Raw genomic sequence first — 25,338 nt, forward strand, 5'->3', positions numbered from 1 at the left:
CGTTGGGCATATGACGATAAACTTATTAGGCGCAAGGTCCGATAACGATGTTATGATGAAAATAATCAACCCATATAGCGAAATTTGTAGAATGAGGTAGGGTTCAACATGAGAGGAAGACTCCGAATCGGTTCTCGCCATATCCTGCTTCATATCGTCGCAGCCATTGTCGTTGGTTTGTTCGTAAGCTATGCGGTCGTCTACGCGCCGTATTCTCCGAAAGTTCAAAGCAAAGAAGGCGTACTGGATTTAACCCGGATTCACGTCGCTAACCATTCCATAAAGTTACAAGGGGATTGGGAGTTCTACTGGCAAGAGTTGTTGTCGCCGGAAGACATTCGGTTGCGTTCGGCGCAGGAAGGAACTCACGACCGCTGGATCAACATCCCGAGCTCCTGGCTAGAGTATCGTTTAGACGGCCAGCAATTGAAGGGTACGGGCTTTGCAACCTTTCGCATGGTCATAAAGCTAAGCGAGCAGGATCGGAACGAGAGACTTGCTTTGCATTTGCCAACCATCTTTCATGCCTATAAATTATGGGTTAATGGCGAGGTGCTGGCAGAGGTCGGTACGGTTGGTCAAGACGAGAGCAGCGCGACGCCGCAGTTGGCAACGAAGCTGGCGTTCTTCCAACCAGAGAACGACACGGTGGAGCTGGTCATGCAAGTCGCCAATTTCCATCATAATCGAGGCGGCATCACCAAAAATATCGAGCTGGGCGGCAGCGATGCGTTAACGGTCAGGGCCAATCTGATTGTCGCAGGCGAGATGTTCATTACTGCAAGTTTGCTAGTGATCGGCATCTATCACCTGCTGTTGTTCCTATTGCGACACAAAGACAGGGCGCCGTTGTATTTCGGCCTGTTCACTTTGATGTTCGGTATCCGGTCTTTGCTGGTCGGCGAGCACTTGATCACGCATTTGTGGCCGGCGCTTCCATGGGGGATACAATTCAAGATCGAGTATCTGATTCTTTGCAGCGGCGGTTATATCATTACGAAATATTTCGATAGTATTTTTCCGAATTACGTGTCGCGTTGGTTTCGTATAGGCTCGCGGATCGTCACCGGCGCATTTTGTATCGTTGTTGTAACGACCCCGGCGATCGTGTTTACCAAATGGTTGTTGGCGATCGGTATCATGGTTGTCTTGCATAACGTGTATCTGATGGCGGGACTCGTCCATGCGGCCGTGCGGCGTATGGAGGGAGCGCTGATTTTCCTGCTGGTATCGGTAGTCGTTTTGGTGGCTGTCATCAACGATTTTTTATACTTTAACGAATGGTCGCCGATCGCCAATACGTCTCCGCTCGGTCTGTTGGTGTTTACGATCGCGCAGATGATCCTGCTTTCTTCAAGATTCACGACGACGGCAACGAATGAAGAGAGGATTGCGCGCGAGCTGCAGGAAGCCAACGACAAACTGACCGAAATGAATATGAATTTGGAACGGATCGTGCAGGAACGAACGCATGCTTTGTCCGCAGCTCATGATGATCTGCGTATATCCTATGATCGGTTGCTTCGCTCCGAACAAGGGAGGAAGAAGCTCCTGGCCTATATTACGCATGATCTGCGTTTGCCGCTGTCCAGCATGCTTGGATATGTAGAAGCCGTACAGGATAAGGTGAAGCCTGAACGCAACGAACAGTACCTGAAGTATATCCGGGACAACACGATAAGGGTTAACCGCATGATCGAGGAATTGTCCTTCTTGTCTCATCTAGAGACGGGACAGGTCTCGTACCGAATGGAGCCGGTTGATGTGATACGCTACCTGCGCCGGTTCTATGAACAATACGAGCTTGTCGTGCGCGACGCGGGATTGGATTTCATCCTCGATATCGGTCAATCGGAGGATCAGCGACCTAACGGGCCGGTCGTCAAGATGGATGCCCAAAGATTAGAGCAGGTGCTCTTCAATCTTGTCTCGAACGCGATGAAATTCACCTCGAGCGGCGGTTTTGTGCGTATTGCGCTAACGGAGGACGTGGCGAATCTGCCTTGCCAAGCGATCATTAGCGTGCAGGACTCAGGCATGGGCATCCCCCCGGACCAGCTAGAGCAAATTTTCAATCGCAATTATAGATATGATCGACCGGGCACGGATAAGGGAATAGAGGGCAGCGGGCTCGGGCTGGCGATTTGCAGGGAAATCGTACAAGCGCATGGAGGGACCGTTCGGGCGGATAGCGACGGCGAGACGGGGTCCATATTCTACGTGTCGCTTCCTTGTGTAACGGTGAGGTAAGAAGGTGACGGCGTAATGGACATGCAGCCGTTCCGGCCGAGAGTTCCAGGTATATGCCGGTAGAGCTATGGCATAAGCAATAGCGGCGTAGGGATCAGTTCCCCTACGCCACTATTGTTTTTTAGAGTGAGTCCAAGTAATCGTTAATCGCATTCTGGATATCTTGTTTACTGGATCCGGAGTATAATGACCCGCCGGATCCGCCGCCTGGGAATCCGCCGCCTGGGCCGCCGCCATATTGCGATTGAAGGTACGCTACGATGTCGGCGATGTTCAAGTCTGTAACTCCGTCGAGATCAGCGCGTTCAAAAGTTTCTCTATCAGGTTCAGTTCCGTAACCATAGGCAAAATAGTTATTGATTAGAGTTAAGTTAATCGTCTCGGTAACAATCGATTGGATCGTAGCCGCTGTTTTAGGTACTGCTGCTGAAGGGTAATCATGGTCTTGCAAGATGCCTTGAATGCCGTATAAGTACTCGGAAGTGACACCCGTAATTCCAGCATCGGCAAATGTTGTTTCAGAAATCCCCGTCCAATCGCCCGAAGCAGCCGCTTCATTGATCAAATCCAATGCCGAATTCGTCAAGATGATCGTATACGACTCTTCCATGACATTACTGTCGCTCACGCCATTTTGTACCGCAATAGCCTTGACCGTCAATGCGCTGTTCACGACGATCGGATCGCTATATACGTAGCCATTCGTCCTCGTCGGCGTGCTGCCGTCTGTCGTATAGTAAATCGTTGCGCCATTCGTCGCGATAAGCGATACTTGCGTACCGGACGCGACAGCTCCGCCAGCAGGATCGGCTGTCGGAGTCGCGAGAATCGGTCCCGGCGATTCGGACACCTGGAAAGTCTTACTGGCAGTTGCCCCGCCTACGTTAATCGTGAGAGTGTAATCTTTGCCTTCCTCCGGTCCGGACGTATTCAACGTGATCGGCAGCGAGAGTGTACCAGGCTCGCCAGCAGGGGCCGCGCCTAACGCGCCAACGGAGATACTGGCCGAATTAGGGGTAAGGGTAGTTGAAATAGTACCCGCGCCCGATGTCAACGGATATAGCAGCATATGGCCGTATTGATCGTAGAGATCGAAGTTCAGATGATAAGTACGCGACCAATCCGCTTCGGATACTTCTTGGCCATCTGTGCCCCGTAGCGAGCCTCTGAGCTCTGCTTTTGAGACAGTGGGCGCAGTGCCAAGTCTGAAATTTTTAGCGACTGTGACTTGGCTAGCCGTATCTGTCACTGTAATCGGAATAATGGAAATACCCGATTGCAAGGACCCGGACGAAGTATCCACAACAACTATCGAACGATTCGGTTCGATTGTAGCGGGAACAGTACTGCTTACTGCAAATCCGGACAGATTCGGCATCGACTCGCCGTATTGATTCCGAGCCGACACCTCAATGCCGATCCGAGTCCCTTTGGCTACTGTATCCGAAGGGGTAACATATTCAATCTTAACAATTTTCTCGTTCTCTGCCGTGAATCGAGCTGAACCTATAGTTGACGAATCGGTGTAGCTTGCGGTCACGGTGTATGTTGCATTCGTCAACTTCTCAGCTAGGGTCAAGGTATAGACGTTCGTCGCACTATTAGGGACGGCTTGAAAAGCTATAGATGAGCCATTCTTTGAGACGGATAGACGAATCGATGCTGGATCGATGCTCTTATTGAACTTCACTTCAATCTTCTTCGCGCCTACTGCCTTCGCATCCTGCAAGGAGAGCGGCGTATTAGCAGGAGGTGTCGTTGGAGCAGGAGGAGGCATTACAAGCACCGGATTTGGCAGATTACTGGAGCTAATTCCCGAATATTTGGCTGCCCTTTCTAGTGGAGTGAGCTTCGCAATGTCGTTCGCATTGCCTACCAAACCCAACTGATTGCCCAATGAATTGTCGCCGACGGTGAGGTTCCCGATCCCACCGCTGCTCGTGATCGTGTTATTACCCCCGACAAGATTGATGTTATTGGTGTCGTTAAGCTGAAGCTGCGTATCGTTTCCGCCTATCGTAACGTCACCGGTTGGACCATCGATCTGGATGTTCGAATGATTCCCGGAAACATTCAAGCTGCCGGTAGTGCCCCCAACGCGCAATTGCGTATTGTTGCCGGAAACAGAAACGTCACTAACGAAATCTGTTATCGTGGTTTGTGAATGGCTTCCGGTAATCGAAAGGTTACCAACTCCCCCACCTACATTCAATTGTGAATTGCTCCCGGAATTCTCAAGGTTCTCGACTGATCCTGTTACATTCATTCGTGAATTGTTCCCGGTATTAGTAGCATTGTGTACGTTGCCGTTTACTGAAGTTGTTGTATTGCTTCCTGCACTCGTTACATTAGGTAGACTTGATATATACAATGCGTATGCTAGTAAATCCTCTTGGTATTTCGTCACTTGTTTAAAATACTCAGACCAAACCTCAGGTTTCGAGCCCACAGGAGGCGTTGTAGGCGCTATAGGCTTTTGAGGCGTCGCCAATACTTTGACTTCCGGCTCTTTAGCGATTTGTGGTGCTACTGCAGCCTTCGCTTGAGCGGCCGTTGTCGAGTCTATTGTTGTGTTGTTGTACGTCGTAATATGATTGACCTTACTCTGATCATCGATCGCGACTCTCACATCGCCGGAGGGCTTATTCACTTCAACCTCGCCAAGCGTCGATCCCACGATATAGATCGAATTCACGCCACCGCCGCGAATGAAAGTGTCTCCATCTACCTTAACGTTCAGAATCATCGCTTTGCCTTCGCCAATCCCTTCGCCGAAGGTTAGATCCCCTTTGATCGTTACGTTTCTTAGCGACACACCGCTAGCGTTAAGATGAACGTCGCCGACGATCGTCTCATGACCGGTTGCAGGTCCATATATGCCTGCTTGATCATAGGCGATCGAGACTTTGACATTCAGTGCGCCCTCGAGCATGACGATCGTCTCGGCGCGGGTCAGGGCCTTGTCGAAGCCAATTGTACCGTTGCTATAACCGTTGAATATCCCTCTTGCAACGACTGCGCCAATCATAGACTTGCTCCAAGCGGGGACTCGAGCGGCATCAGTAAATCTGCTCAGATCGGCATTCGCGGACGTGTCCAGCTTCAGCAGCTTGGTCAGTATCACTGCCGCTTCCTGGCGTGTGACCTTATTGCCCGTTCTTATCGTGCCATCGCTATAGCCGCTAATATACCCGGCATGCATGGCGATGGAGACCTGCTCGTACTCCCAACTATTCGATTTTACATCTTTTACCGTCATCTCTGACTTGTCGGTCAGTTCGAACGACCGATTCACTAGTGCCATGAATTCAGCTCTTGTAATCGAGCCATCCGGCTTGAACGAGCCATCCCCATATCCTTTAATCCATTCTTTGCCGATCCACTTCTCAAGCTGTTTCTCCGCCCAATGCCCTTGGACGTCTGATACGGCTCCCTCGCTTGCTGCGTAGGCAGCAGGGAGGGGGAGGCTTACCAGCAGCGCCAATAATAAATACAACATTCGCTTTTTCATAACGTTTAGTTCCCCCTGTGATAGGATGCATGGCGGTCAAAAATTATCGCTATTAATATATCATTGCGGATCAGCACATTAAGGAATTGTAAAGAAAACTTTAAAGTCGGGGTTCGAAGGATCGGAGAGAAGGGCTGGAGTTGCAGGGCAAGGTTAATTCTAAAGATTCCTTTACATTCATTAATTAGAGGTTCTACCGTGATAAAATAGGTAATAACCAACAACCTGTCGCCTGCAGTGCGGGTTATCGGTTCGGGTGAACGATTGTCTGAGAGGCTGCAAAGAAGGAAGGTGACGGCGTAATGGACACGCAAAAAATAATGATCGTCGACGATGATCCCCATATATGCGAGATTGTTCAGGCGTATTGCGAGAGGGAAGGGTTCCAAACCTCTTACAGTCACAACGGGACAGAAGCGATGAATCTGCTTGGGTCATTCAAGCCGGATTTAATCGTACTGGACGTACTTCTGGCTAATGAAAACGGCATTGATTGGTGCATGAACGCACGCAACTATACGAATGCTCCGATCGTGTTCCTAAGCAGCCGAGAGGAAGACGAAGTGAAGATCAGCGCATTATCCTATGGCGGCGACGATTATGTGACCAAGCCGTTCAGTCCGGGCGTGCTCATGGCCAAGATCAAGGCGCATCTTCGCAGAGTGTCGACGGGCAAAAAAGAGCGACAACTGGAATTGCCGGGTTTGACGCTCGATTACTACGCGCAATCCGTCCACTTGGGTAGCCTAACCGTCTTTCTATCGAAAAAAGAGTTCAGTCTATTGTCCTATATGGCACAGCACGCGAATCGTGTCGTCAGCGTCGATGCGTTGTTCCAGCTCGTCTGGGGAATGGAGAGTCTGGAGGATACGAGAACGGTCGCCGTACACATGAGCAATTTACGCAAGAAGATCGAGGCCGACCCTGCCAATCCCGAGAAAATCATTACGATTCGGGGGATTGGATATATGCTGGTTGCCGGTTACCCGCAGGATAAAAGTATATAGATGGCAATGATTGCTAATAAAGCGTTCCAATATTCCGATATAGTAAATAAGGGGGAGATTGGCGTGAATGTAATATCCGCGCAGTCGGTCAGAGATTATCTTAGAACGATGCAGCCATTCAAGAACGCGAGCGCGACGAAAGATCAGACCCGCGTCGCATCGATTCGGAGCATACTCATGCAGGGCAAGAAGCTGCGCACCGACGAAATGGACTACTTACAGCGACATGATCCCAATTTGCATCTTCAAGCAACGAGACTCTCGTTGGAACGCCAGGCCTATGAGGACGCTTTGAGGTTCAGCCGCAGCAAAGCGGATGCGAACCAATACAATACGTACATGCTTTTGCAGATCGCCGGGCAACTGAAGCATGGCGGCTCCGAGGAGCTGCTGATGCGGGTGAACTCGATTCGGGAAGCCCATCGCGAGTTCGTGCGATCGAGCCAATATGCCTCACTTAGGTGAGCGGAGGAGGGTAAGTATATGACATTGTCGATTAAGCCGGCGAATTCGATGAACTTGATGAGTCCGATTAGCAGACCGGCATCCTTGAATTTCCCGTCTTCTGTTAGTTTGAGCGCAAATCTCTCTTATTTTTTCTCGAAGAGCAAGCCGTATGAGCAGTATATCAAGACGGCGGCAACCGGGATCGCGAATTTTTTGAAATCCGCGCAGGAGATGCAAGCGTCGGCGCACCGAATCATGCAAAAGGAACAGTCGTCTTTCCAGGCGCGTACGGCGGAGTCATCGGACAGCAAGAAGGTTACAGCGACCGCATCGGCCGGTGCCGCGAACAAAACCTATGAAGTCAAAGTGAATGCGATCGCGACTTCTCAGAAGAACACCGGAACATTCTTGTCCAAAGCAGATCCATCCGTCGTAAGCAACGGCGTCAATCAGTTCAACCTTACGATCGGCGGCAAGACGACGAAGATATCGGCTGCTATCTCCGATAACGATACGAACGATCAAGCGCTGAACAAGCTGAGGGATGCGGTCAATGGCGCGAAGACGGGCGTAACCGCAAGCATTGTAACGGATGAGACGACAGGCCATAGGAAGCTTGAACTAAGCAGCGACAAGACAGGAACCGATCAGGCTTTCGAAGTTGAAGACGTCACCGGCAACGCGATGTCGGCAACCGGCGTTCGGAGCGTTTCGCATCTTGCTTCCAATGCTTCTTACAGCGTGAACGGCGGCGCAACTCAAACTTCGCAGTCGAACGCGATTGAGCTGGAGAAGGGCAAAGTTACGGCGACGCTGGAGGCCGCATCTTCGGACACCGTGAAGATCAAGATTAAACCTGACGAAGACGCAATCCTCGCGCAAGTTAAAGATCTGGTGTCGAGTTACAACACGATGCATGATCGTTTGAAAGAAGCCGGTGGCGTAATGAATGCATCGGTCCGTAAAAGAATGGAATCGTTAGTCGATTCATCTACCTACGAGCGAATCGGTATTCACCGCAACGGCGATGGTACTCTCCAACTGGATGAAGGGCTGCTTAAGAAGAGCATAAGCTCGAATTTCGAACAAACAACGAAAGCGATAAGCGGCAACTATGGCCTAGCCGACCGTCTGTCTTCAGCGGCGGAAAAATACAATGAAGTACCGGCAAGCAGCTTGCTGAACTCGAAAGCTCGCCAGGTGCAGCAATTCGCGATGTACCAATCATCGATGCTCATGGCTATGCCCACACAGGCAAACGGGTGGATCGTAAATTCATGGTATTAACTTTATAAGGATGGATCTCGGGGCCCCCTTGCTTGGCAAGGGGGCTTCGCTTTGTCTAGGAATTTGGCAGGAGATTTGGGACTTTTTGACGAATTAAGTTCAAATAGCGTCGAAGGGTATATTTTCTGATAATAAGGAGCGCACATCATGGCGGAACATTATCGTATAAATCTACTGATTCCTTATTTAGACGGAGAATACTATGGTACCATCTTCACTACCTTGCATCGCGAGATCAACAAACGCAAGTCTACTCTGTTTACGATTCATGCTTTAGCGAGCGTCGAGAATCCCGCGGCGTTCGATTATCAGATCGGAACGGAGGACACGGACGGTTGGCTGCTTCTGATGAATCCCTATTCCGTCTTGCCGTCTTCGCCGAAGTTCTTAGCGGCTATCGAAGCATCGGGCAAACCGATCGTTACGATCGGTTACCAAGAGACATCCATACGGTGTCACTCCGTCGTCATCGATAACCGTCAAGCGATCAAGGATGCCGTTCTTCATCTCATACGCGATCATGGACACCGGCGAATCGCCTACGTCGGGAGCACGGAGCACGTGGATCTAATCGAGCGATTCGAAGGATACAAGCAGGCGCTTCAGGACAACGGTATCGATTATGACGAGGAACTGTATTTTCGCGCTAACAATTCGTTGCGTCATGGAGGAGCGTCCGCTGCTCAGGCCATGCTGGACAGAGGGATTGACTTCACTGCCGTTATCGCGGCTACGGATTTGAACGCCATGGGTCTCATTGAAACCCTGCAAGCGAATGGATACCGTCTGCCCGAAGAGATGGCGGTGATCGGTTTCGACGATTTGCCGTCTGCCGAAACTTTCGACCCGCCGCTTACTTCCGTTCACCAATCGATTGCCGATTTGGCTCGGGCGAGCGTCGAATTGCTGTACCGGAGGCTAGACGGAGAGGAACTGCCCCACAACGTCACCTACATTCCGACCGCGTTTATCGAGCGTTCTTCTTGCGGCTGCTCCTATCGGTCCAAGGACGTGCCGATCGATGCGTTGCACAGAAAGTTAGAGCAATCGGAAGCCAATATCGATCAGTTAATCAGCAGTCATAATCAACTGGCGTCCAACTGGGCGTCCGCGTCCAGAGAAGGGTTCTTCGATCTCTCCCGAATGTTCAGGGGAATCAGCCATTGGGGCTGCCTGGCTTCGTGGGAGACGGACAAGAACGATCACAGGCATCTGATCATTAAGCAGGCATTCAGCAAATCCAACGAACCTGTGCCTCCGATCGGGCTAAGGATTCCTATCGAGCAATTCCCGCCCGTCAATTGGCTGCCGAAGCTGGGAGAGAACGATTACGTACGCGTCCAATCGATACGCAGCGAGCGAGAAGATTTAGGTTTTATCGTTCTCGTCGGCCCAATAGACAAGCTGGTATTAGTATCCGAAGTCGATATTACCCGTATCAGCTGTAACATATCGGTTACCGCCTTAGTTCGCGACCAGCTGTACAATCAAGTCCGGTCCATTGCCGAGCAGCTCGAGATCGTATCGCGGACGACGAACGACGGCATTTGGGATTGGGATCTCGTCACCGGCCAGATTCAATGGAGCACCCGTACGCACGACATGTTCAGCTCCATCGGGGAGACTTTAACGAGCGATCCGGATTCGTTTTTTGGATTAGTCCATCCTGAAGATCATCATCATGTAACCTCGGCGTTCCAGAAACATATCGATGACGGAACGCCTTTGAAGATCGAATTCAGAATCCAAGGCTGCGACAAAGGGAAACAGCTCTGGCTATATGCCGCGGGCGACTCGATTCGGGATCAACACGGCAACAAAGTTCGAACGATCGGATCTCTAACCAACATACTTAGAAAAAAATAGCCGAGAACCAAATCACCCGCCTTGCTTATCATGACGTATTAACGGGTCTCCCGAACCGGCAATTGTTCCGGGAGCGCTTCGAGCATTCCCAATGGGATGCGGACCGCAGCCGATCCAAACTAGGGATTATGTTGATCGACTTGGACCGGTTCAAGATTATTAACGATACGTTGGGGCATCAGGCAGGAGACCGGCTTCTTCAAGGCGTCGCTCGCATGATGGAGGATATCGTCTACTCCGGAAGCCCGGCGAACGGCGCGGATCGGGAAGGCGGCTCGACCGTTGCGAGATTGGGCGGCGATGAATTCATTGTGCTGCTCAAGGACGTGCAGGATGTTGCGCAGATGCAGCTCGTCGCGGACCGATTGATTCAAGGGTTTCAGAAGCCTTTCGTCATCGAGAATCTCGAGTTGTTTACGACGGCCAGCATCGGCATGAGCCTCTATCCGGACGACGGCTCGGATCTTGACGCTTTATACCGTTGCGCGGATATCGCCATGTACAAGGCCAAAGAGAACGGCAAAAATCGCAGCGAAATATACAACGGAGCGATTAATTCCCTAACCTTCGAGCGGCTATCGATGGAGAATGAGCTGAGAAGAGCATTGGAACGCTGCGAATTCGAGCTGCATTATCAACCTCAGATCGAACTGGACAAAAATGAAATCTACGGCGTCGAAGCTTTAATCCGATGGAGGTCTCCGGAGCGGGGAATGGTATCGCCGGCAGAGTTCATACCGCTTGCCGAGGATAGCGGACTCATTATTCCGATTGGCCAATGGGTGCTCCGGGAAGCTTGCCTTCAGAAGAAGCGCTGGATCGATCTCGGACTCCGACAATCGGTCGTATCCGTGAATATATCGGCCAGCCAGCTTCATCAGAACAATTTCGTGGATATGGTCAAGACGGTTTTAGTGGATACGGAACTGCCGCCCGAAGCGCTATGTCTCGAGATTACCGAAAGCACGGCGATCATGAACATGCAAGACAGCATTAATAAGCTGCAGCAGCTTCATGATCTTGGCGTACATATTGCCATTGACGACTTCGGTATCGGGTACTCCTCTTTGTCCATGTTGAAGCTGCTGCCGATTAAGAACGTGAAGATCGATAGATCGTTCGTGCAGGATATGGTCGCGAATCCGGATGACGCCGCTATTGCGACCGCTATCATCACGTTGGCGCGCAACCTCGGCATGATCGTCATTGCCGAAGGCGTAGAGACGGAAGCTCAGCAGAAGCTGCTCATGCAGGAACAGTGCAATTGCATTCAAGGCTACATCTATAGCAAGCCGCTTCCTCCTGAGGAGTGCCTAACTTATATGAGGAATTATGATTAAGCGGCTATACGCGCAGAAACCGTCTTTTCGTAAATGGAAGCGTAACTCGCCATTTACGAAAGGGACGGTTTCTTTGTTCATACTATGGATCATGGACCAACTTTATAGCCGCGGATATTCAGTTTTGTTCCCGACTTTGCGATATAAGTAGTATCAGGCGCTCTCATCCAACTGGATGGTCGGCGGAATGTTGCGGAAGCCGCGTGTCTTTATGATCACATAGACAATGCCCGCCGCAAGCCAAGAACCTCCGATGGTGTAGGCATCCACCGACAGCTTGCTGAACAGCCAGCCGATGCACGCCATGCCGCAAAGCGGAAGCAACAGATAGCGGATCGAATCCATTCCGGAACGCAATCCTTTCTTCGCGTAGAAATGGGCGATGACGCTGAAATTGACGAAGAAGAATGCCGTCAGCGCGCCGAAGTTGACGAAATTGATCGCCGTCTCCAAGGTAATGACCAGCGCGAGCATCGTCAAAGCTCCGGATAGCAGGATGTTGTAAACCGGAGTTTGAAACCGCGGGTGAAGGTAGCCGAAGAACGGCTTAGGCAACGCGGATTCCCGGCCCATGGCGAAGAGCAGCTTCGATATGCTGGCCAAGGAGGCGACGCCGCCGGTTAAGCAGCAGATCACGTATACGGTAATGAAGAAAGAGCCGAACAAAGCGCCGCCGATATTGAGGATCACATCGTACGATGCGGTGTCCGGGCTTTCGAACGCAGCCCCCGGATGCGTCAGAACGCCGAAGTAAGATACCGCCAAGTAGGATAAGCCTACGATCGCGACAATGATCGCAAGGGCTTTGGGGATAGAAGATTTAGGCGTCTTCGTATCTTCCGACAGAATGGTGACGGAGTCGAATCCCAGGAAGGAGAAGCAAAGTATGGCCGCGCCCGAAAATCCTGCCATTAACGAGGAATCCGAGTTTAAGATCGGCGTCGATGACATGAGGGCTGAACCGTCATTGATGACGAATCGAATGCAGAGTACGCAGAATACCGCAATGAATACGAGCTGAATGAGTACCGACAGCCGGCTGATATTAGCGGAAATCCGTATGCCGAGCAGGTTGCAGGCGGTGATGAGTACCGCGGAGATCACGACCCATAAATCTACGGATACGGAAGGGAACTCCGCGTTTAAGTAGAGCCCGAATACGAGGCAACAGATCATCGGAGTAAACAGGTAGTCTAACAGCAGCGTCCATCCGACAAGGAATCCCGCAACCGGGTGAATGGTTTTGCCGATGTAGGTATAGGCAGAACCGGATTGAGGGAATGCCTGCACCATTCGAGAGTAGCTGTAAGCCGTGAAGCCGATTGCGATAAATGCGAATAAGTAAGCCGTGACCAGCATCCCGTCGGCCACATCGTAACCGATCCCGTAATTCGTAAATACAACCATAGGGCTGGTCCAAGCAATTCCGAGACTGACAAGTTGCGCAAGCGATAAAGATTTTTTTGTTTGTATCGAACGATTCATCTTTATCCATTCTCTCCTCTCTTCTTACAAAAATGTTCCGAACTTCTATGTTTGGCTCAACCGGGACTTGGCGGCTCGGTTGCGCCACGGGAAAATGGTAAACTTTTGCGTTGCAAAAATGTCAATATTTAGACTTTTATCATAAAAGAGGGCGAAAATGAAGGACAAGTTGACGGTAAGCGAATTGGCAAAATTGCGGAGAATCACTCCGGAGACGCTTCGGCATTACGATCGGATCGGGCTGTTCAAGCCTAAGTTCGTTGATCCGCTGACAGGGTATCGCTACTATTCGGTGTTGCAATATGAAGAGATCGGCACGATTCGAGAACTGCGCCAGATCGGAATGACGACGGACGAGATCAAGCAATATTTCACCGATCGGAACGTAGAGCAATCGCTCGCGCTAATGAAGGCCAAAGTCGAGACGCTCAGCCGGAACATTCAAGAGCTGCAGGAGATCGAATACAACGTGCGCGAGAAGATCCGGCATATCGAAGAGATGCAGCGTCTGTGCGACATCTCCTCAGTCGTTCTGAAAGATTTGGATAAACGTTGGATCATAACCAAGCGTTGCCAGGTGAACGATTGGGTCGAGTTAGGTTACGGTTTTCTTGAGTTGGAGGACATTCTGGAAGAGACGGCCCCGATTCTCGCCAGCAATCGGTTAGGTTCGCTAATCAGTCAGGCAAGCATTGAAGCCGGCGATTATACGTCGTCGTCGGAATTGTTCATCTTCCTTAGACGTTTTCTGCCTCGCAATCACGCCTATGTGGAGGTCGTTGAAGCCGGGAAATATTTATGTTCGTACTATCACGGCGATTTTTGGGGTCGCGCGAACACGATCTCGCGAATAATGGAATACGCCAAGGCGAACGGATGGCGTCTGGCCGGAGATGCGGTTCAGATCGTTCAGATTGATATTACCGTAACGGACAAAGTATCGGAAGTTCTTTATGAAATCCAAATCCCCGTGCGACGCGTGCGTTGACTTTGAGGTTAGACAAAGGTTTAAGATGTCCTTGTTTCCATCCAATTAGGTAACAAGGAGCTGTCTGGAATGACCGATCTGGCCAAGGCGTCGATGAAAGATCACCTTGAATTCCTTCCCTATGCAGGCAATGTGTCGTTCTTCAGATGCGATTATACTCGCGATCTTGAAGGCGCGGATATCGCGATCGTAGGCGTGCCGTTCGACAACGGAGTATCGAACCGGGCGGGCGCGCGAATGGGGCCGCGGGCGGTTCGGGAAGCTTCGTTGCAAGCGGGGATATTCCATCATCCGTGGTCGTTCAACGTCCGCGATTTGTGCCGAATCATTGACTACGGCGATGTCGGTTACGGATATGGCGTGGAAGGCATGGGATTCATGGTAGGAGATACTTATGAGCATGCCCGCCGTATCCTTCGTTCCGGCGCAAGATTGCTTACGATCGGCGGCGACCATACGATTCCGTACGGCCCCCTCCGGGCAGCCAGCGAAATTTACGGGCCGCTCGCGCTGATTCATCTGGACAGCCATCAAGATACGATTCCGAACGAACGGTGCCATGGTACTTTCGCCTATGATGCCGTCCTAAGCGGTTGGGTAGATCCGTCCGTGTCGGTGCAAGCGTATATTCGAACGAATTCGCCCGGCTGCGGCTATAGGATCATTACCGCCGAAGATGCGTTTGAGCTCGGACCGCATAAATTGGCGGATACGATCAGGTCAATCGTAGGCGAACGTCCGGTATATCTGACTTTCGATATCGACGCGCTCGATCCGGCATATGCGCCCGGAACGGGCACGCCTGTAGTCGGCGGGCCGTCCACGCGAGAAGTCAGGGCCTTGCTGTCGCGCCTGCACGGGCTGAATATAGTGGCTGCGGACGTAGTCGAGGTGTGTCCGATTTACGATCCGACGGAGTGCACGCAATTGGCAGCCGCGACGATCGCCCACGACTTGCTGTATTTACTGTCGGCAAAAGGGGAAGGTCCGGCAACGGACTGAAAACTTGTGACGTTCGACATGTGTCAAATGAACAAAAAGTACTATTTTTAACTATATTTGTTTATTTTTCGACATTTATATTGTATTCTCCGGGTGTAATCCAATCAACATGGGCTTAGACCCGAGAGGAGAAGCAGGATGGTAAATTCGTATGGCAAGAAATTAGGCGGAGCGTTCAAACTCGCGCTAGCCGTGGTCCTCGGGGCGGGAATATGGGTCGGAGGAGCGCCTCAGCAAGCCTCGGCGGATGCGAAATCCGCGCCCGGCCTTGCGGCGGGGGGAGAAACTTCCTTCGCGCTGTTAACGGACGATACAGTAATGGTATGGGGAAGGAACGAAATTCAGCAGCTTGGCGGGATTTCGAACGACACGAGTGTATTGAACCCGACGCTTCACTACATCGATAACGTTAAATCGATCCATGCGGGCCGGCAACATACGCTCGTGGTCAAAGAAGACGGAACGCTTCAAGGCTTCGGAGCGAATTACAACAGTCAACTCGGTTATCCGTATAGCTGGACTTATTTGCCGCTTTCGATCAACATCCCGGGGATCGATAACGTGAAAGCCGCGGCGGCAGGCGTCAATTTCTCGGCGGCGTTGAAAACCGACAAAACCGTATGGGTATGGGGTTATAATCCATTCGATCAGAGATTGATGGACGGGGTCGTGAACAATCCCGACGGAACGCAGTCGGCAGGTCAGCATATCCCTGAGCGAGTGACGGAACTTACCGACATTAAGGCCATTGCCGCCGGCGATAATTACGCCGGGGCGATCACCGAGTCCGGCGATCTCTACATGTGGGGCGACAATGAATTCGGCCAGTTGGGCGTGGGCGATAACAGCCCCCGTTATACGCCGGTTAAAGTGGCATCGGGAATCAAGTCGGTGGCCGTGTCGGACAATCATACGGTTGCCGTGAAAACAGACGGAACGGTCATCGCCTTCGGCAAGAACGAGATGGGACAGCTCGGCAACGGTACGAACGCGCCGAGCAACGTTCCTGTAGAGGTAGTCGGGCTGACGAATATTAAGGAAGTCGCATTAGGCGACGACCATAGTCTTGCTCTAGGCGAGAATGGACTCGTCTACGCATGGGGAAGCAATTATCAAGGACGTCTTGGCGACGGTACGACGACAGCGAGAGCGACGCCGGTAACCTTAGGTCTGAATAATGTCGTCGCGATCGCTGCAGGATTCGCGCATAGCTTAGCGATGACGGGCGACGGTCATGTCTATGGCTGGGGTTTTAACGTAAAAGGCCAAGTCGGGAACGGCACGACGAACGATCAGTACAGTCCCGTGTCGGTAGTCGACTACGATCCGCCTAGCACGCCGACCGGCTTGAAAGTAACAAGAATGTTGCTCACCGGCGATGCGAGCGTGAGCTGGGACCCTTCCGCTGAAACGGATATCGACTACTACATTATCCATGCGAAAAGGCAAGGCGAAGCAACCTTCTCGTCGCATCGAGTATATGACGCCACTACTTACTCGCTCCCAATCAACTGGTTTGTGGATAATGAATTCAAGATAGAGGCCGTCGATAATGACGGATTCCATTCGCCGCAGAGCAGCATCTTCGTTTTGAAGGGCGCGAAAGTAGTGCGAGTAATACGATAGCAACTGGCTTGCTTCAAGGATAACTCGCTGGAAGAAAACCGATCATTTTATAGAAATGGTGGCTATAGGGGTACTATCCCTATGCCGCCATTTCGCGTTTTTGGTCGAATTTTGTGCTTACGCTGCAGAAGGGACGACCGTTTTCCGCCTCAACGCACGGAGTACAGTTCGTTTTCACGGTATGGTCATTTATCTACTGAATAACTGCATCGAATACATCTAGTCGAAATCGATCAGCAATAAACAAACGACAAAGAGGGTGTCACTCGGTCGATTCGACCGAGGTGACACCCTCTCTATTCCTATGTTCGCCGGGTTGTCTATTTATTCGAACAAGTCCGGCAGAATATCGTAAACGTACTGGTTCACCCAGTTCCAAGCATGCGTGCCGCCGTCGGCCGCGATAAAGTAGAAGTTCCCTTTCGTCGTATCGGACGAGTAGACGAAGACATCCTTGTGTTGCTTCATCGCATCGATCTGAGGCTTCAGGTTCGGATAGGCGATATCCGCGGTGCCGGTTGCGCTGAAGATGTAATAGTCCTGCGGCTTGTATCCGGACTTCCTCGCGACATCCGCAAGGTACTCGGCCGTCTTCTCCGGTTGGAGGCCGCCTCCGCGCTGTTCGATAATCCAGCTGTCGCCGCTAAGCGGCAAATAGTATTTGAAGTAGTCGAGCGCGTGGATGAAGTTGTACCACGTCGTGACCGAACCCATCGAGAATCCGCCGAACGCCCGGTGCTCCCTGGAAGCTTTCAAGTCTGCCAAGCTTCCGGACTTGGCATAAGTGTTGTACTTCGTCTCGACCAACGGAACGACGGAAGCAACCAGTTCTTCGTGGAAGAGGGCGACATCGTTCTTGCCTCCGTTGAAGGTAGGCGTCACCACGATCAGAGGATCAATGTCGCCTTTGGCGATCATATTGTCCAAGATCTTTTTCATTTCTTTGCTTTGGTCAGGTCCGCCGAAGATCAAATCCTCGTTCTCGCCGCCGCCATGCATCAGATAGAGAACATTGTATTTCTTGTCGGTTGCGGAGGCGTCATAACCATACGGCAGATAAACGTGCAATTTCTTATCGTCCACACCGTTGTCTAGATTAGGCGTAGTGTAATGAAGCGTTTCGATCGTACCCGGTTTGTCGTTCTCCGCCCGATAGTCGTCCGGAACCGGCTTGAAGTATTTCTCGTTCGCCGCTTCCTCCGTCATTTCAAGCTTGCCGATCGCGGCCTTGATCGAGGCCAACTGTCCGTCGATCTGCGGTTGGGTGACTTTGGTTCCGCCGAGCAAGCTATCGGATATCACTTTGACAATGGCGTCCGTTACGATGGAAGCGTTCTTGTAAAGCTTGAAATCCATCTTGAGCGTGCTCTTGATCAAGTTCATGAGATCATAAGGATTCAATCCGCTGACATCGTTCTTTCCTTTGCCGGTTAACAACACTTCGCCGAATTTAGACGGATCGTTCCATGCGGTGCCCGTCGCATCGAACACGTTCAGGGTGCCTACGCGCTCCGTGCCAACGGCATCGTTAATCTGCAGGTCGATGCCCAGTGCTTTTCCGTTCGCCGGTTTCGTTTTCAGAGCGATTCTCGTTTCGATGACGTATCCGTCGTTCGTTGCCCTCGCGTCCGAATAATACAGGCTGGCATCTCCGTTGTCCACGGTCAGCACGTTGTCGTAATTGATGCGGATATGCAGATCGTCCGCGCCGTATTCTTTGTTCTTGTCATTGTTCTCGTCCAAGAAAATTTCCGCGGAATCTTGCATATACGGCGTTCCGGACTGGACGGAAAGGTTCTTGTCTTTGACCTCCGCGAGAATGTAAAGCGCGCGGTCGTCCCACATCACTTTGAACGTAGGAGATACATCGGTTGTACCGGATACTTGCTTCGGCAATACCGGCTGCGCCCCATTCCAGATCGGATCGGTTGTGCCGTCAATGGTCGGGGAACCGAAATAAGCGACTATTCTTCCGTGTTCATCCAATCCGTTCTTATCCACGGGTATTTTGCCTGGGTTCGTTGCCACGGGGGCCTCCTTAACGATGATTTTCGCCGAGAGAGATTCCTTCTTCTTATTGACCGTAATGACGCAGCTGACCGTTGCCGAGCCGGCTCCGACGGCTTTAACGCTTCCGTTCCGGTCTACCTCGGCTACGGATTTCTTATCGATGCTCCATTGATACGATGCTCCTGCGGGTTTATTGACGATTTCGAACGAATAGGTATCGCCCACCGACAGGACTACGGCTCCCTTCGTCTTGAATGTCGGCTTAGCCTTGTCGGCCGCCGCGGAGACGGAGGACAATGGACCGAGAACAATCATGAGTACCAAAGATACGATTGACAACATCGCCATAGCGGGGTGCAGCAACATTCTTGATCCATTCTTCATAATGAATTCCTCCTCGCATGATAGATTGCAATTTCGTTTTAGCATTACGAGTGAATCGTAACTTTAGCATTGTCATCTGTCAATATGTGATTATTGTCGAAAGACGAATTTCTTGTCTAGCTAAAACGTATAACGCAAAATAGATCCTATAAGCGTTATTTCCTTGACAATCGCGGCTCCAATCCGTATTAATGGAGTATTACGACGGGAATGGGACGGATGAGTATGTCAACGATTCATGAAATCGCGGAGCGAACGAAGCTCTCGATCGGAACGGTTTCCATCGTGCTTAACGGTCGCGGCGACGAAATGCGCATTTCGAAAAAAACGCAGCAGCGTATTCTGGAAGCCGCGCGGGGGATCGGCTATATCCCGAACGTCTCGGCAAGAAGGCTGCGGCAATCGAATGCCCGGAACATTCCGTCCATCGCCACGTTCTGGCCCTCCGACCTTGCGCCGGATTTGCTCGGCCGGTTCTTCCTCGGAGCTCAGAGCTCGATTCTGGAACAGGAATTCGAATTCGAAATGACGATTCAACCGTACAAGAGGGAGCAACTGCACCGCATTAAAGAGATATGCGACCAAGGAAGCTATCATGGAGCGATATTGACGGGCATATCCGCGCAGGAGCAGCGTTATCTGGAAGAGCAACCGCTTAGCGTGCCGTGCGTATTGTTCAATCGCCTGAGCGCCGGCTTTAGCTGCGCTTACGTGGATACGTACGAAATCGGACGCAAGTCGGCCGAATTGTTCGCGGCCCGAGGGCATAAGAAGGTAGGCACGATCGTGCCGGACTATCTCGTCAAATCGGAGAACAATTTGCGCTTCAGAGGATTCGTCGAGTCGTGCGCGAAGCTTGGACTCGAACTGGAGGAGCGGCATGTTCAGGCCGCGCCGATGACGATGGAGGGCGGCAACGCGGCAGCAAGGAAGATCGTCGAGGGAGGCGGCGGACTGCCGACCGCGATGTTCTTCCCGATCGGAATCATGGCCGTCGCGGCGTTGCCCGTGTTCCACAAGGCAGGTATCCGAATCCCGGACCGGATGGAAATCTTGACGTACGGCGACCACGATTCGGAGAAGTACAGCGTTCCGTCGCTATCGACGGTGAAGCTGCCGGTCGAAGAAATGGCTGACGCATGCATCCGCTTGGTCATGGGACGAATTCTCGATCCGGCAGCCCCGCCGAAATCAATCGTGTTCGAGACGCCGTTCATTTTCCGCGAATCCTGCGGGGGCTTCGGCTACGAGATATGACACAAATACGATAAAGCTAGCCCCGGTTCCTTCCAGCGTGAAGAGGAATCGGGGCTATTTGCATTTGCAAGTTCGGCTCCGGGCAGCGGGAGACCTATAAATCGGCAGGTAATTACAAGGGAATCGGCAGGTTGTAGCCAACGTGGGGAAACGATAAAGTTTTCCTAAGCAACAGGTGGGGCGGAGGGATAGAAGTGTTCGTTCCGGTTACGGAGGATAGCGGACCAACGGGCGCCTTAACGATCTTATCGGCGGCGGGAGTTACCAAAGTGTTCGGCAAAGGCCATGCGTCCGTCACCGCGCTTGCGGATATTCGCCTGGCGATCCCCGCGGGTTCGATGGTCGCGCTCAAAGGACGGTCGGGCTCCGGCAAGACGACGCTGCTGAACATTCTTAGCGGGCTTGACGATCCGACGGAAGGCAAGGTGTCGTTCCAGGGCAAGGAGATAACCGGCTTGCCGGTTGCCGAGCGCAATGCCCTCAGGCGGAAAGAAATCGGCCTCGTCTTCCAGTCGTTCGGCCTCGTACCTCTCATGTCCGCCTACGAGAACGTGGAGTTCGGCCTTCGTATCGCCGGCCGATCGATGGAAGGCAACCGCTCGGCCGTGGAATCGGCGCTCGAACGCGTCGGCATGCGGGACAGGATGAGGCATCGGCCGTCGGAGCTGTCCGGGGGAGAGCAGCAGCGCGTGGCGATCGCACGCGCGATCGTGCACGAGCCGCGTCTGTTAATCGCGGACGAACCGACGGCGGAGCTGGACAGCCGGATGGGACTGCAAGTGATGCGCGTCTTCCGGGAGCTCGTGAAGCGCTCCGGAATGACCGTCATCCTTACGACGCATGACCCGGACATCATGGAGCTAGTCGATCATGTCATCGCATTGGAGGATGGAACCATTGCATCGTATACGACCAACGAAGCGCCGCTCGTCTAGACTGTATTCGCGCGCCGCAGGCACGGCGGTACTGCTTGCCGCATCGATAGCGCTTGCCGGCTGCTCGCTTCTCCCGGACGAGGAAGCCTTGCAACCGCCTCTGATCCAGCCGGCGGAGGAACAATTCGATGCCGTGGAAGCGGCCAAGGGGAATATCCAGACCTTCCTTAGAGGCAACGCGACTTTCACATCGGCGGCCGTCGAGTCTCTCTCGTACAAGGAATCCGGCGGGCGCTTGAAATCGATTAACGTCGAGCTCGGCCAGGAGGTGAAGGCCGGCGACTTGATCGCGGAGCTGGAGACGGGAGACTTGGATGTCCAGCTCAAGCTGCAGAAGCTGAACGTAGAGCGAGCGCAGCTGTTATACAAGCAAGCGAGGTTATCCGGAGCGAACGAGACCGACCTTCGTCTTCGGGAGATCGATCTCCAGCGGGAGCAAATCTCGTTAGAAGTGATGGAGAAGAAGCTCTCCGAAGCGCGGCTCTATTCGCCTCTCTCCGGCACGGTGACGTTCGTCGATACGATGAAAACGGGCGACTACGTGAATGCGTTCCAACCGGTCGTTACGGTCGCCGACCCTTCCAGCTTGCAATTGACCTATGCGGCGGCAGACGCGAAGAACGTGAGCGCGGTTGAACCGGGCATGCCGGTCAGCTTGAAATACAAAGGCAAGGCATACGCGGGCAAAGTGTTGCAAACGCCTTCAAGCGCGCCCGTCGTTGCCGATAAGGCCAAAGCCGATCGCAACGCGACGACGATCGTCATGAGCATGGATAACCCGCCGGGCGGCATCCATGTGGGCGACGTCGCCGAGATGACGATCGAGCTTCAGAAGCGGGAGAACGTCATCGTGCTGCCGCGGGCGGCGCTTCGGGCATATATGGGACGCAACTATGTTCAAATCTCGGAAGGAGAGCGCCGCAAGGAAATCGACGTCGAGGTCGGTCTGATGACGCCGACCGAAGCCGAGATCGTTCGCGGGCTCGAGGAAGGCCAGAAGGTCATCCTTAACAACTAATTCGCAACCATGAACGCCCGATCGCATCGGGTTCAAGGATGAGGTGTGACGCATGGCCTTGTGGACGATGATTCTGCGGAAGATGGCGAATAACAAATGGCTCCAACTGAACTTGTGGGCGGGCCTGACCGTATGCGTGGCCTTGTTCAGCTCGATGCCGCTTTATTCCCATGCGATCCTCCAGCGTACGCTCGTGAAAGAACTGCAGCAGATTCAGAGCGAAGAGGGCGTCTATCCGGGATTCGTCCGCGTTCGCACGACCAACTCTTCCGCGACGATGGACGACAAGACGATAGAGGCGATCGCCAAGGCCGATCAGTTCGCGAAGTCCATTCCGCAGCGCATGGGCTTGGATCCGCTTTCCTTCTATCGGCAGCGGTTCACCCAGAAGATGAAAGTGTACGGCGCGGACGCCTCGGATAAGGAGAAGATTGCCCAGAAGACGACCGGCGCCATCAAATCGTTATCGGACCTGGAGGAGCGCGTGCGCCTGATCGACGGAAGAATGCCGGTCGATCGCGCGGACGGCGTCTTCGAAGCGCTCGTCACGCAGTCTTTCTTGCTTAAGGCGAAGCGGGATCTGGGGGAAGAGCTTGTCGCGGAGTCGGCCGGAGAAGGAACGTTCCGCATCGTACCCGTCGGGATCATGGGAACGGATTCCGCCGCCGATCCCTACTTGCCGTTCCTGACCCAAGAGGACTCCGACGGCTTCCTCGTGCCTTTCGACCAGTTCGAAAGGGAATTTACGATAGGAGGCAAAGCTAGAGTCGCGGAGATGGAGTGGCGATACGCGCTGAATTACGAGCAATTATCCGTCGATGCGATCGAGACGTTCATCCAAGCGGACAAAGACGTTCGTCGCTATTACAAAGGGCGGCTCGGTTCCGCGGAATTCAGCGTTCCATCGAACGCTACCGTGCTTTCCTTTCAAGGCAAACAAGAGAAGCTCGACGTCATGCTGCTCTCGTTGTACGTCCCCGTCATGCTGATGCTCGCGTTCTACTTGTATATGACGGCTAATCTGATCATCGATCGCCAGAAGACGGAAATCTCCGTTCTTCGCAGCCGCGGAGCCAGCCGCATGCAGATCATGTCGGCCTATACGATAGAGAGCTTCATTCTAGGGCTGAGCGCGCTCGCGGCGGGACCGTTCCTGGGCGTCGTCTTTACGCGAGGTCTCGGCGCCGCGGACGGTTTCTTGGAGTTCGTGAACCGGTCGGCGCTGGACGTGAGCTTATCCGGCGGCGCCTACAAAGTATCGGCAGCGGCTGTGGGCGGAGCGGTCCTCCTCATCCTGATTCCCGCGTTCTTGGCCACGCGGGTCAGCATCGTCGGCCAGAAGCAGCAGATGGCGCGTTCTGCCAAGCTGTCTTTCTGGCATAAAGCAGGGCTGGATGTCATCCTTGTCGGTCTCTCGATTTATTTGTTGACCAACTTCCGCAACCGCCAAGCCGATCTGAAGCGGCTTGCGCTTGACAGCGATGCCTTGCAGCTCGATCCGCTGCTATTCCTTATGCCGGCTCTGTTCACGCTCGGCTGCGGACTGCTCGTCCTGCGGATATACCCTTGGTTCATTCGGCTTGTTTTCTGGGCGGGCCGCAGATGGTGGTCTCCAGCGCTGTATCATACGCTGATTCAGATCAGCCGTTCGTCCGGTCAGTATTTAACGATCAAAGTATTCTTGGTCATGACCGTCGCCACCGGTTTGTTCAGCGCGAACGCGGCCCGCACGATCAACGACAACATGGAGAGCAAGATTCAGTACGGAGTCGGGGCGGATATCGCGTTAACGACAAGGTGGGAGAGCGATAGGCCGCCGATATCCGTCGGACAACCGCCCTCGGCGAACAGCGGCGACGGATCCTCGCAAGCGAAGCGGGTTCAATATACGGAGCCTCCGTTCGAACCGTTCCTCGAGTTGGACGGCGTGCAATCGGCTACGAAAGTATTCAAGAAGAATGAAGCCCGGTTCTCGGCTGGCAGCAAGAATACGTCCGGCAGCACGGCGCTGTACGGCATCGATACGATGGGTTTCGGCAAGACCGCCTGGATGAAGGACGGACTGCTCGATCATCACATCAACCGTTATTTGAACCTGATCGCGCCGAATCCGAAGGCCGTGTTAGTCTCGCGATCCCTCGCGGACAAAGCGCAGCTCAAGCCGGGCGATCCGATCCGAGTATCCTGGGACGGGTTGGACCAAGCTCAATTTACCGTATACGGCATCATCGATTACTGGCCAAGCTGGAACCCGCTGCCGTCTTCCGACGGCGGCGGAAGCGACGCAAGGACGGTCGTTCCCAATCTGATCGTCGGTCATTTATCCACGATTCAGAACCGGCTTGCGGTCGAGCCCTACGAGGTATGGCTGAAGCTGAAGGAGGGGGCTTCCTATTCGCATATTTACGACCAGTTGGAGAAGCGGAAGCTGAAGATCGCAAGCTTTCGCGACGCGAAGCAAGAGCTGATCCAGTCCAAGAACGATCCGTTCCGACTCGCGATTAACGGAGTCATGACGCTAGGCTTCGTCGTCTCCATGCTGATTTGTTTTTGCGGATTCCTGCTCTTCTGGGTATTGACCTTATCCGGACGTACGCTTCAGTACGGAGTGCTGCGCGCGATGGGCATATCGTTCCCTCAGATCCTCGGCATGCTGGCGAGCGAACAGTTCCTCACCTCGGGGGCGGCCGTTCTCATCGGCGTCGGCATCGGCAATGCGGTCAGCGAACGGTTCGTTCCGCTCTTCGAGATGTCGTTCGAGACGAAGGATCAAGTCCCGCCGTTCGAAATCGTCAATCGGCTCAGCGATTACGTGCAGCTTTACGGCATTGTCGGCGTTATGCTGGCGCTCGGCCTGCTCGTTCTCGGTTACCGTCTCTCGCGGATCCGGATCGCCCAAGCGCTGAAGCTGGGAGAGGAGTAATC

16 protein-coding genes are annotated in these 25,338 nt (G+C 52.9%); 13 read left to right on the forward strand and 3 right to left on the reverse strand.

What is annotated here, in order from left to right:
• The first annotated feature begins 108 nt into the window (after positions 1-108).
• A complete protein-coding gene (locus tag COHPA_RS0120400) occupies positions 109-2,250 on the forward strand; it encodes a sensor histidine kinase (RefSeq protein WP_027088000.1) in 2,142 nt (713 codons plus the stop codon).
• Positions 2,251-2,371: 121 nt separating this feature from the next.
• Here COHPA_RS0120400 and COHPA_RS24670 read toward each other — a convergent pair whose 3' ends face one another.
• Complete coding sequence (locus tag COHPA_RS24670; protein ID WP_027088001.1) at positions 2,372-5,761, reverse strand: S-layer homology domain-containing protein; 3,390 nt, start codon at positions 5,759-5,761, stop codon at positions 2,372-2,374.
• A gap of 302 nt (positions 5,762-6,063) precedes the next feature.
• Here COHPA_RS24670 and COHPA_RS0120410 point away from each other — a divergent pair, with 302 nt between their 5' ends.
• From COHPA_RS0120410 to COHPA_RS26210, 5 genes are all read left to right on the forward strand, one after another.
• Positions 6,064-6,768 (forward strand): response regulator transcription factor, encoded by a 705-nt coding sequence (locus COHPA_RS0120410; RefSeq protein WP_027088002.1) that lies wholly within the window; start codon positions 6,064-6,066, stop codon positions 6,766-6,768.
• A 63-nt stretch (positions 6,769-6,831) separates the two neighbouring features.
• A complete protein-coding gene (locus tag COHPA_RS0120415; RefSeq protein ID WP_156926712.1) occupies positions 6,832-7,233 on the forward strand; it encodes a hypothetical protein in 402 nt (133 codons plus the stop codon).
• Between the two features lie 18 nt (positions 7,234-7,251).
• Positions 7,252-8,502, forward strand: a complete 1,251-nt coding sequence (fliD, locus tag COHPA_RS0120420) for a flagellar filament capping protein FliD (RefSeq protein ID WP_027088004.1) — start codon at positions 7,252-7,254, stop codon at positions 8,500-8,502.
• Positions 8,503-8,649: 147 nt separating this feature from the next.
• Positions 8,650-10,368 carry a LacI family DNA-binding transcriptional regulator gene (locus COHPA_RS26205; protein ID WP_027088005.1) on the forward strand — a complete coding sequence of 573 codons (1,719 nt, stop codon included), beginning with the start codon at positions 8,650-8,652 and terminating at the stop codon, positions 10,366-10,368.
• Positions 10,369-10,430: 62 nt separating this feature from the next.
• Entirely contained in the window at positions 10,431-11,708 is a 1,278-nt protein-coding gene (locus COHPA_RS26210) for a putative bifunctional diguanylate cyclase/phosphodiesterase (RefSeq protein WP_027088006.1), read from the forward strand.
• Between the two features lie 153 nt (positions 11,709-11,861).
• Here the strand turns inward: COHPA_RS26210 and COHPA_RS0120435 are convergent, their stop codons facing one another.
• Positions 11,862-13,193, reverse strand: a complete 1,332-nt coding sequence (locus COHPA_RS0120435) for an APC family permease (RefSeq protein WP_027088007.1) — start codon at positions 13,191-13,193, stop codon at positions 11,862-11,864.
• A 157-nt stretch (positions 13,194-13,350) separates the two neighbouring features.
• Between COHPA_RS0120435 and COHPA_RS0120440 the strand changes: the two genes are divergently transcribed.
• From COHPA_RS0120440 to COHPA_RS23915, 3 genes are all read left to right on the forward strand, one after another.
• On the forward strand, positions 13,351-14,181 hold the full coding sequence (locus tag COHPA_RS0120440) for a MerR family transcriptional regulator (protein ID WP_027088008.1): 831 nt from the start codon (positions 13,351-13,353) through the stop codon (positions 14,179-14,181).
• Positions 14,182-14,250: 69 nt separating this feature from the next.
• A complete protein-coding gene (gene speB / locus COHPA_RS0120445; RefSeq protein WP_027088009.1) occupies positions 14,251-15,183 on the forward strand; it encodes an agmatinase in 933 nt (310 codons plus the stop codon).
• A gap of 138 nt (positions 15,184-15,321) precedes the next feature.
• On the forward strand, positions 15,322-16,809 hold the full coding sequence (locus tag COHPA_RS23915; protein ID WP_027088010.1) for an RCC1 domain-containing protein: 1,488 nt from the start codon (positions 15,322-15,324) through the stop codon (positions 16,807-16,809).
• Positions 16,810-17,133: 324 nt separating this feature from the next.
• On the opposite strand, the gene COHPA_RS0120455 is transcribed toward COHPA_RS23915, so the two are convergent.
• Entirely contained in the window at positions 17,134-19,203 is a 2,070-nt protein-coding gene (locus COHPA_RS0120455; protein WP_027088011.1) for a sugar-binding protein, read from the reverse strand.
• A gap of 225 nt (positions 19,204-19,428) precedes the next feature.
• Between COHPA_RS0120455 and COHPA_RS0120460 the strand changes: the two genes are divergently transcribed.
• From COHPA_RS0120460 to COHPA_RS0120475, 4 genes are all read left to right on the forward strand, one after another.
• Entirely contained in the window at positions 19,429-20,460 is a 1,032-nt protein-coding gene (locus tag COHPA_RS0120460) for a LacI family DNA-binding transcriptional regulator (RefSeq protein ID WP_035121538.1), read from the forward strand.
• Between the two features lie 194 nt (positions 20,461-20,654).
• Positions 20,655-21,395 carry an ABC transporter ATP-binding protein gene (locus COHPA_RS0120465; RefSeq protein WP_027088013.1) on the forward strand — a complete coding sequence of 247 codons (741 nt, stop codon included), beginning with the start codon at positions 20,655-20,657 and terminating at the stop codon, positions 21,393-21,395.
• Positions 21,358-22,413 carry an efflux RND transporter periplasmic adaptor subunit gene (locus COHPA_RS0120470; RefSeq protein WP_027088014.1) on the forward strand — a complete coding sequence of 352 codons (1,056 nt, stop codon included), beginning with the start codon at positions 21,358-21,360 and terminating at the stop codon, positions 22,411-22,413. Before COHPA_RS0120465 ends, COHPA_RS0120470 begins: the two co-directional genes overlap by 38 nt.
• 52 nt (positions 22,414-22,465) lie before the next feature.
• The gene (locus COHPA_RS0120475; protein ID WP_027088015.1) at positions 22,466-25,336 is read left to right on the forward strand and encodes an ABC transporter permease; all 2,871 of its coding nucleotides are present in this window, start codon (positions 22,466-22,468) and stop codon (positions 25,334-25,336) included.
• Positions 25,337-25,338: the final 2 nt, after the last annotated feature.

It is taken from the genome of Cohnella panacarvi Gsoil 349 (genome assembly GCF_000515335.1).
Classification (GTDB): Bacteria; Bacillota; Bacilli; order Paenibacillales; family Paenibacillaceae; genus Cohnella; species Cohnella panacarvi.

Bases quoted from the DNA above. Each gene is read 5' to 3' on its own strand.
- COHPA_RS0120435 (WP_027088007.1), bottom strand. From the start codon at position 13,193: ATGAATCGTTCGATACAAACAAAAAAATCTTTATCGCTTGCGCAACTT.
- COHPA_RS0120455 (WP_027088011.1), bottom strand. From the start codon at position 19,203: ATGAAGAATGGATCAAGAATGTTGCTGCACCCCGCTATGGCGATGTTG.
- COHPA_RS0120410 (WP_027088002.1), top strand. From the start codon at position 6,064: ATGGACACGCAAAAAATAATGATCGTCGACGATGATCCCCATATATGC.
- COHPA_RS0120440 (WP_027088008.1), top strand. From the start codon at position 13,351: ATGAAGGACAAGTTGACGGTAAGCGAATTGGCAAAATTGCGGAGAATC.
- speB (WP_027088009.1), top strand. From the start codon at position 14,251: ATGACCGATCTGGCCAAGGCGTCGATGAAAGATCACCTTGAATTCCTT.
- COHPA_RS0120475 (WP_027088015.1), top strand. From the start codon at position 22,466: ATGGCCTTGTGGACGATGATTCTGCGGAAGATGGCGAATAACAAATGG.
- fliD (WP_027088004.1), top strand. From the start codon at position 7,252: ATGACATTGTCGATTAAGCCGGCGAATTCGATGAACTTGATGAGTCCG.
- COHPA_RS26205 (WP_027088005.1), top strand. From the start codon at position 8,650: ATGGCGGAACATTATCGTATAAATCTACTGATTCCTTATTTAGACGGA.
- COHPA_RS0120460 (WP_035121538.1), top strand. From the start codon at position 19,429: ATGTCAACGATTCATGAAATCGCGGAGCGAACGAAGCTCTCGATCGGA.
- COHPA_RS0120400 (WP_027088000.1), top strand. From the start codon at position 109: ATGAGAGGAAGACTCCGAATCGGTTCTCGCCATATCCTGCTTCATATC.
- COHPA_RS23915 (WP_027088010.1), top strand. From the start codon at position 15,322: ATGGTAAATTCGTATGGCAAGAAATTAGGCGGAGCGTTCAAACTCGCG.
- COHPA_RS24670 (WP_027088001.1), bottom strand. From the start codon at position 5,761: ATGAAAAAGCGAATGTTGTATTTATTATTGGCGCTGCTGGTAAGCCTC.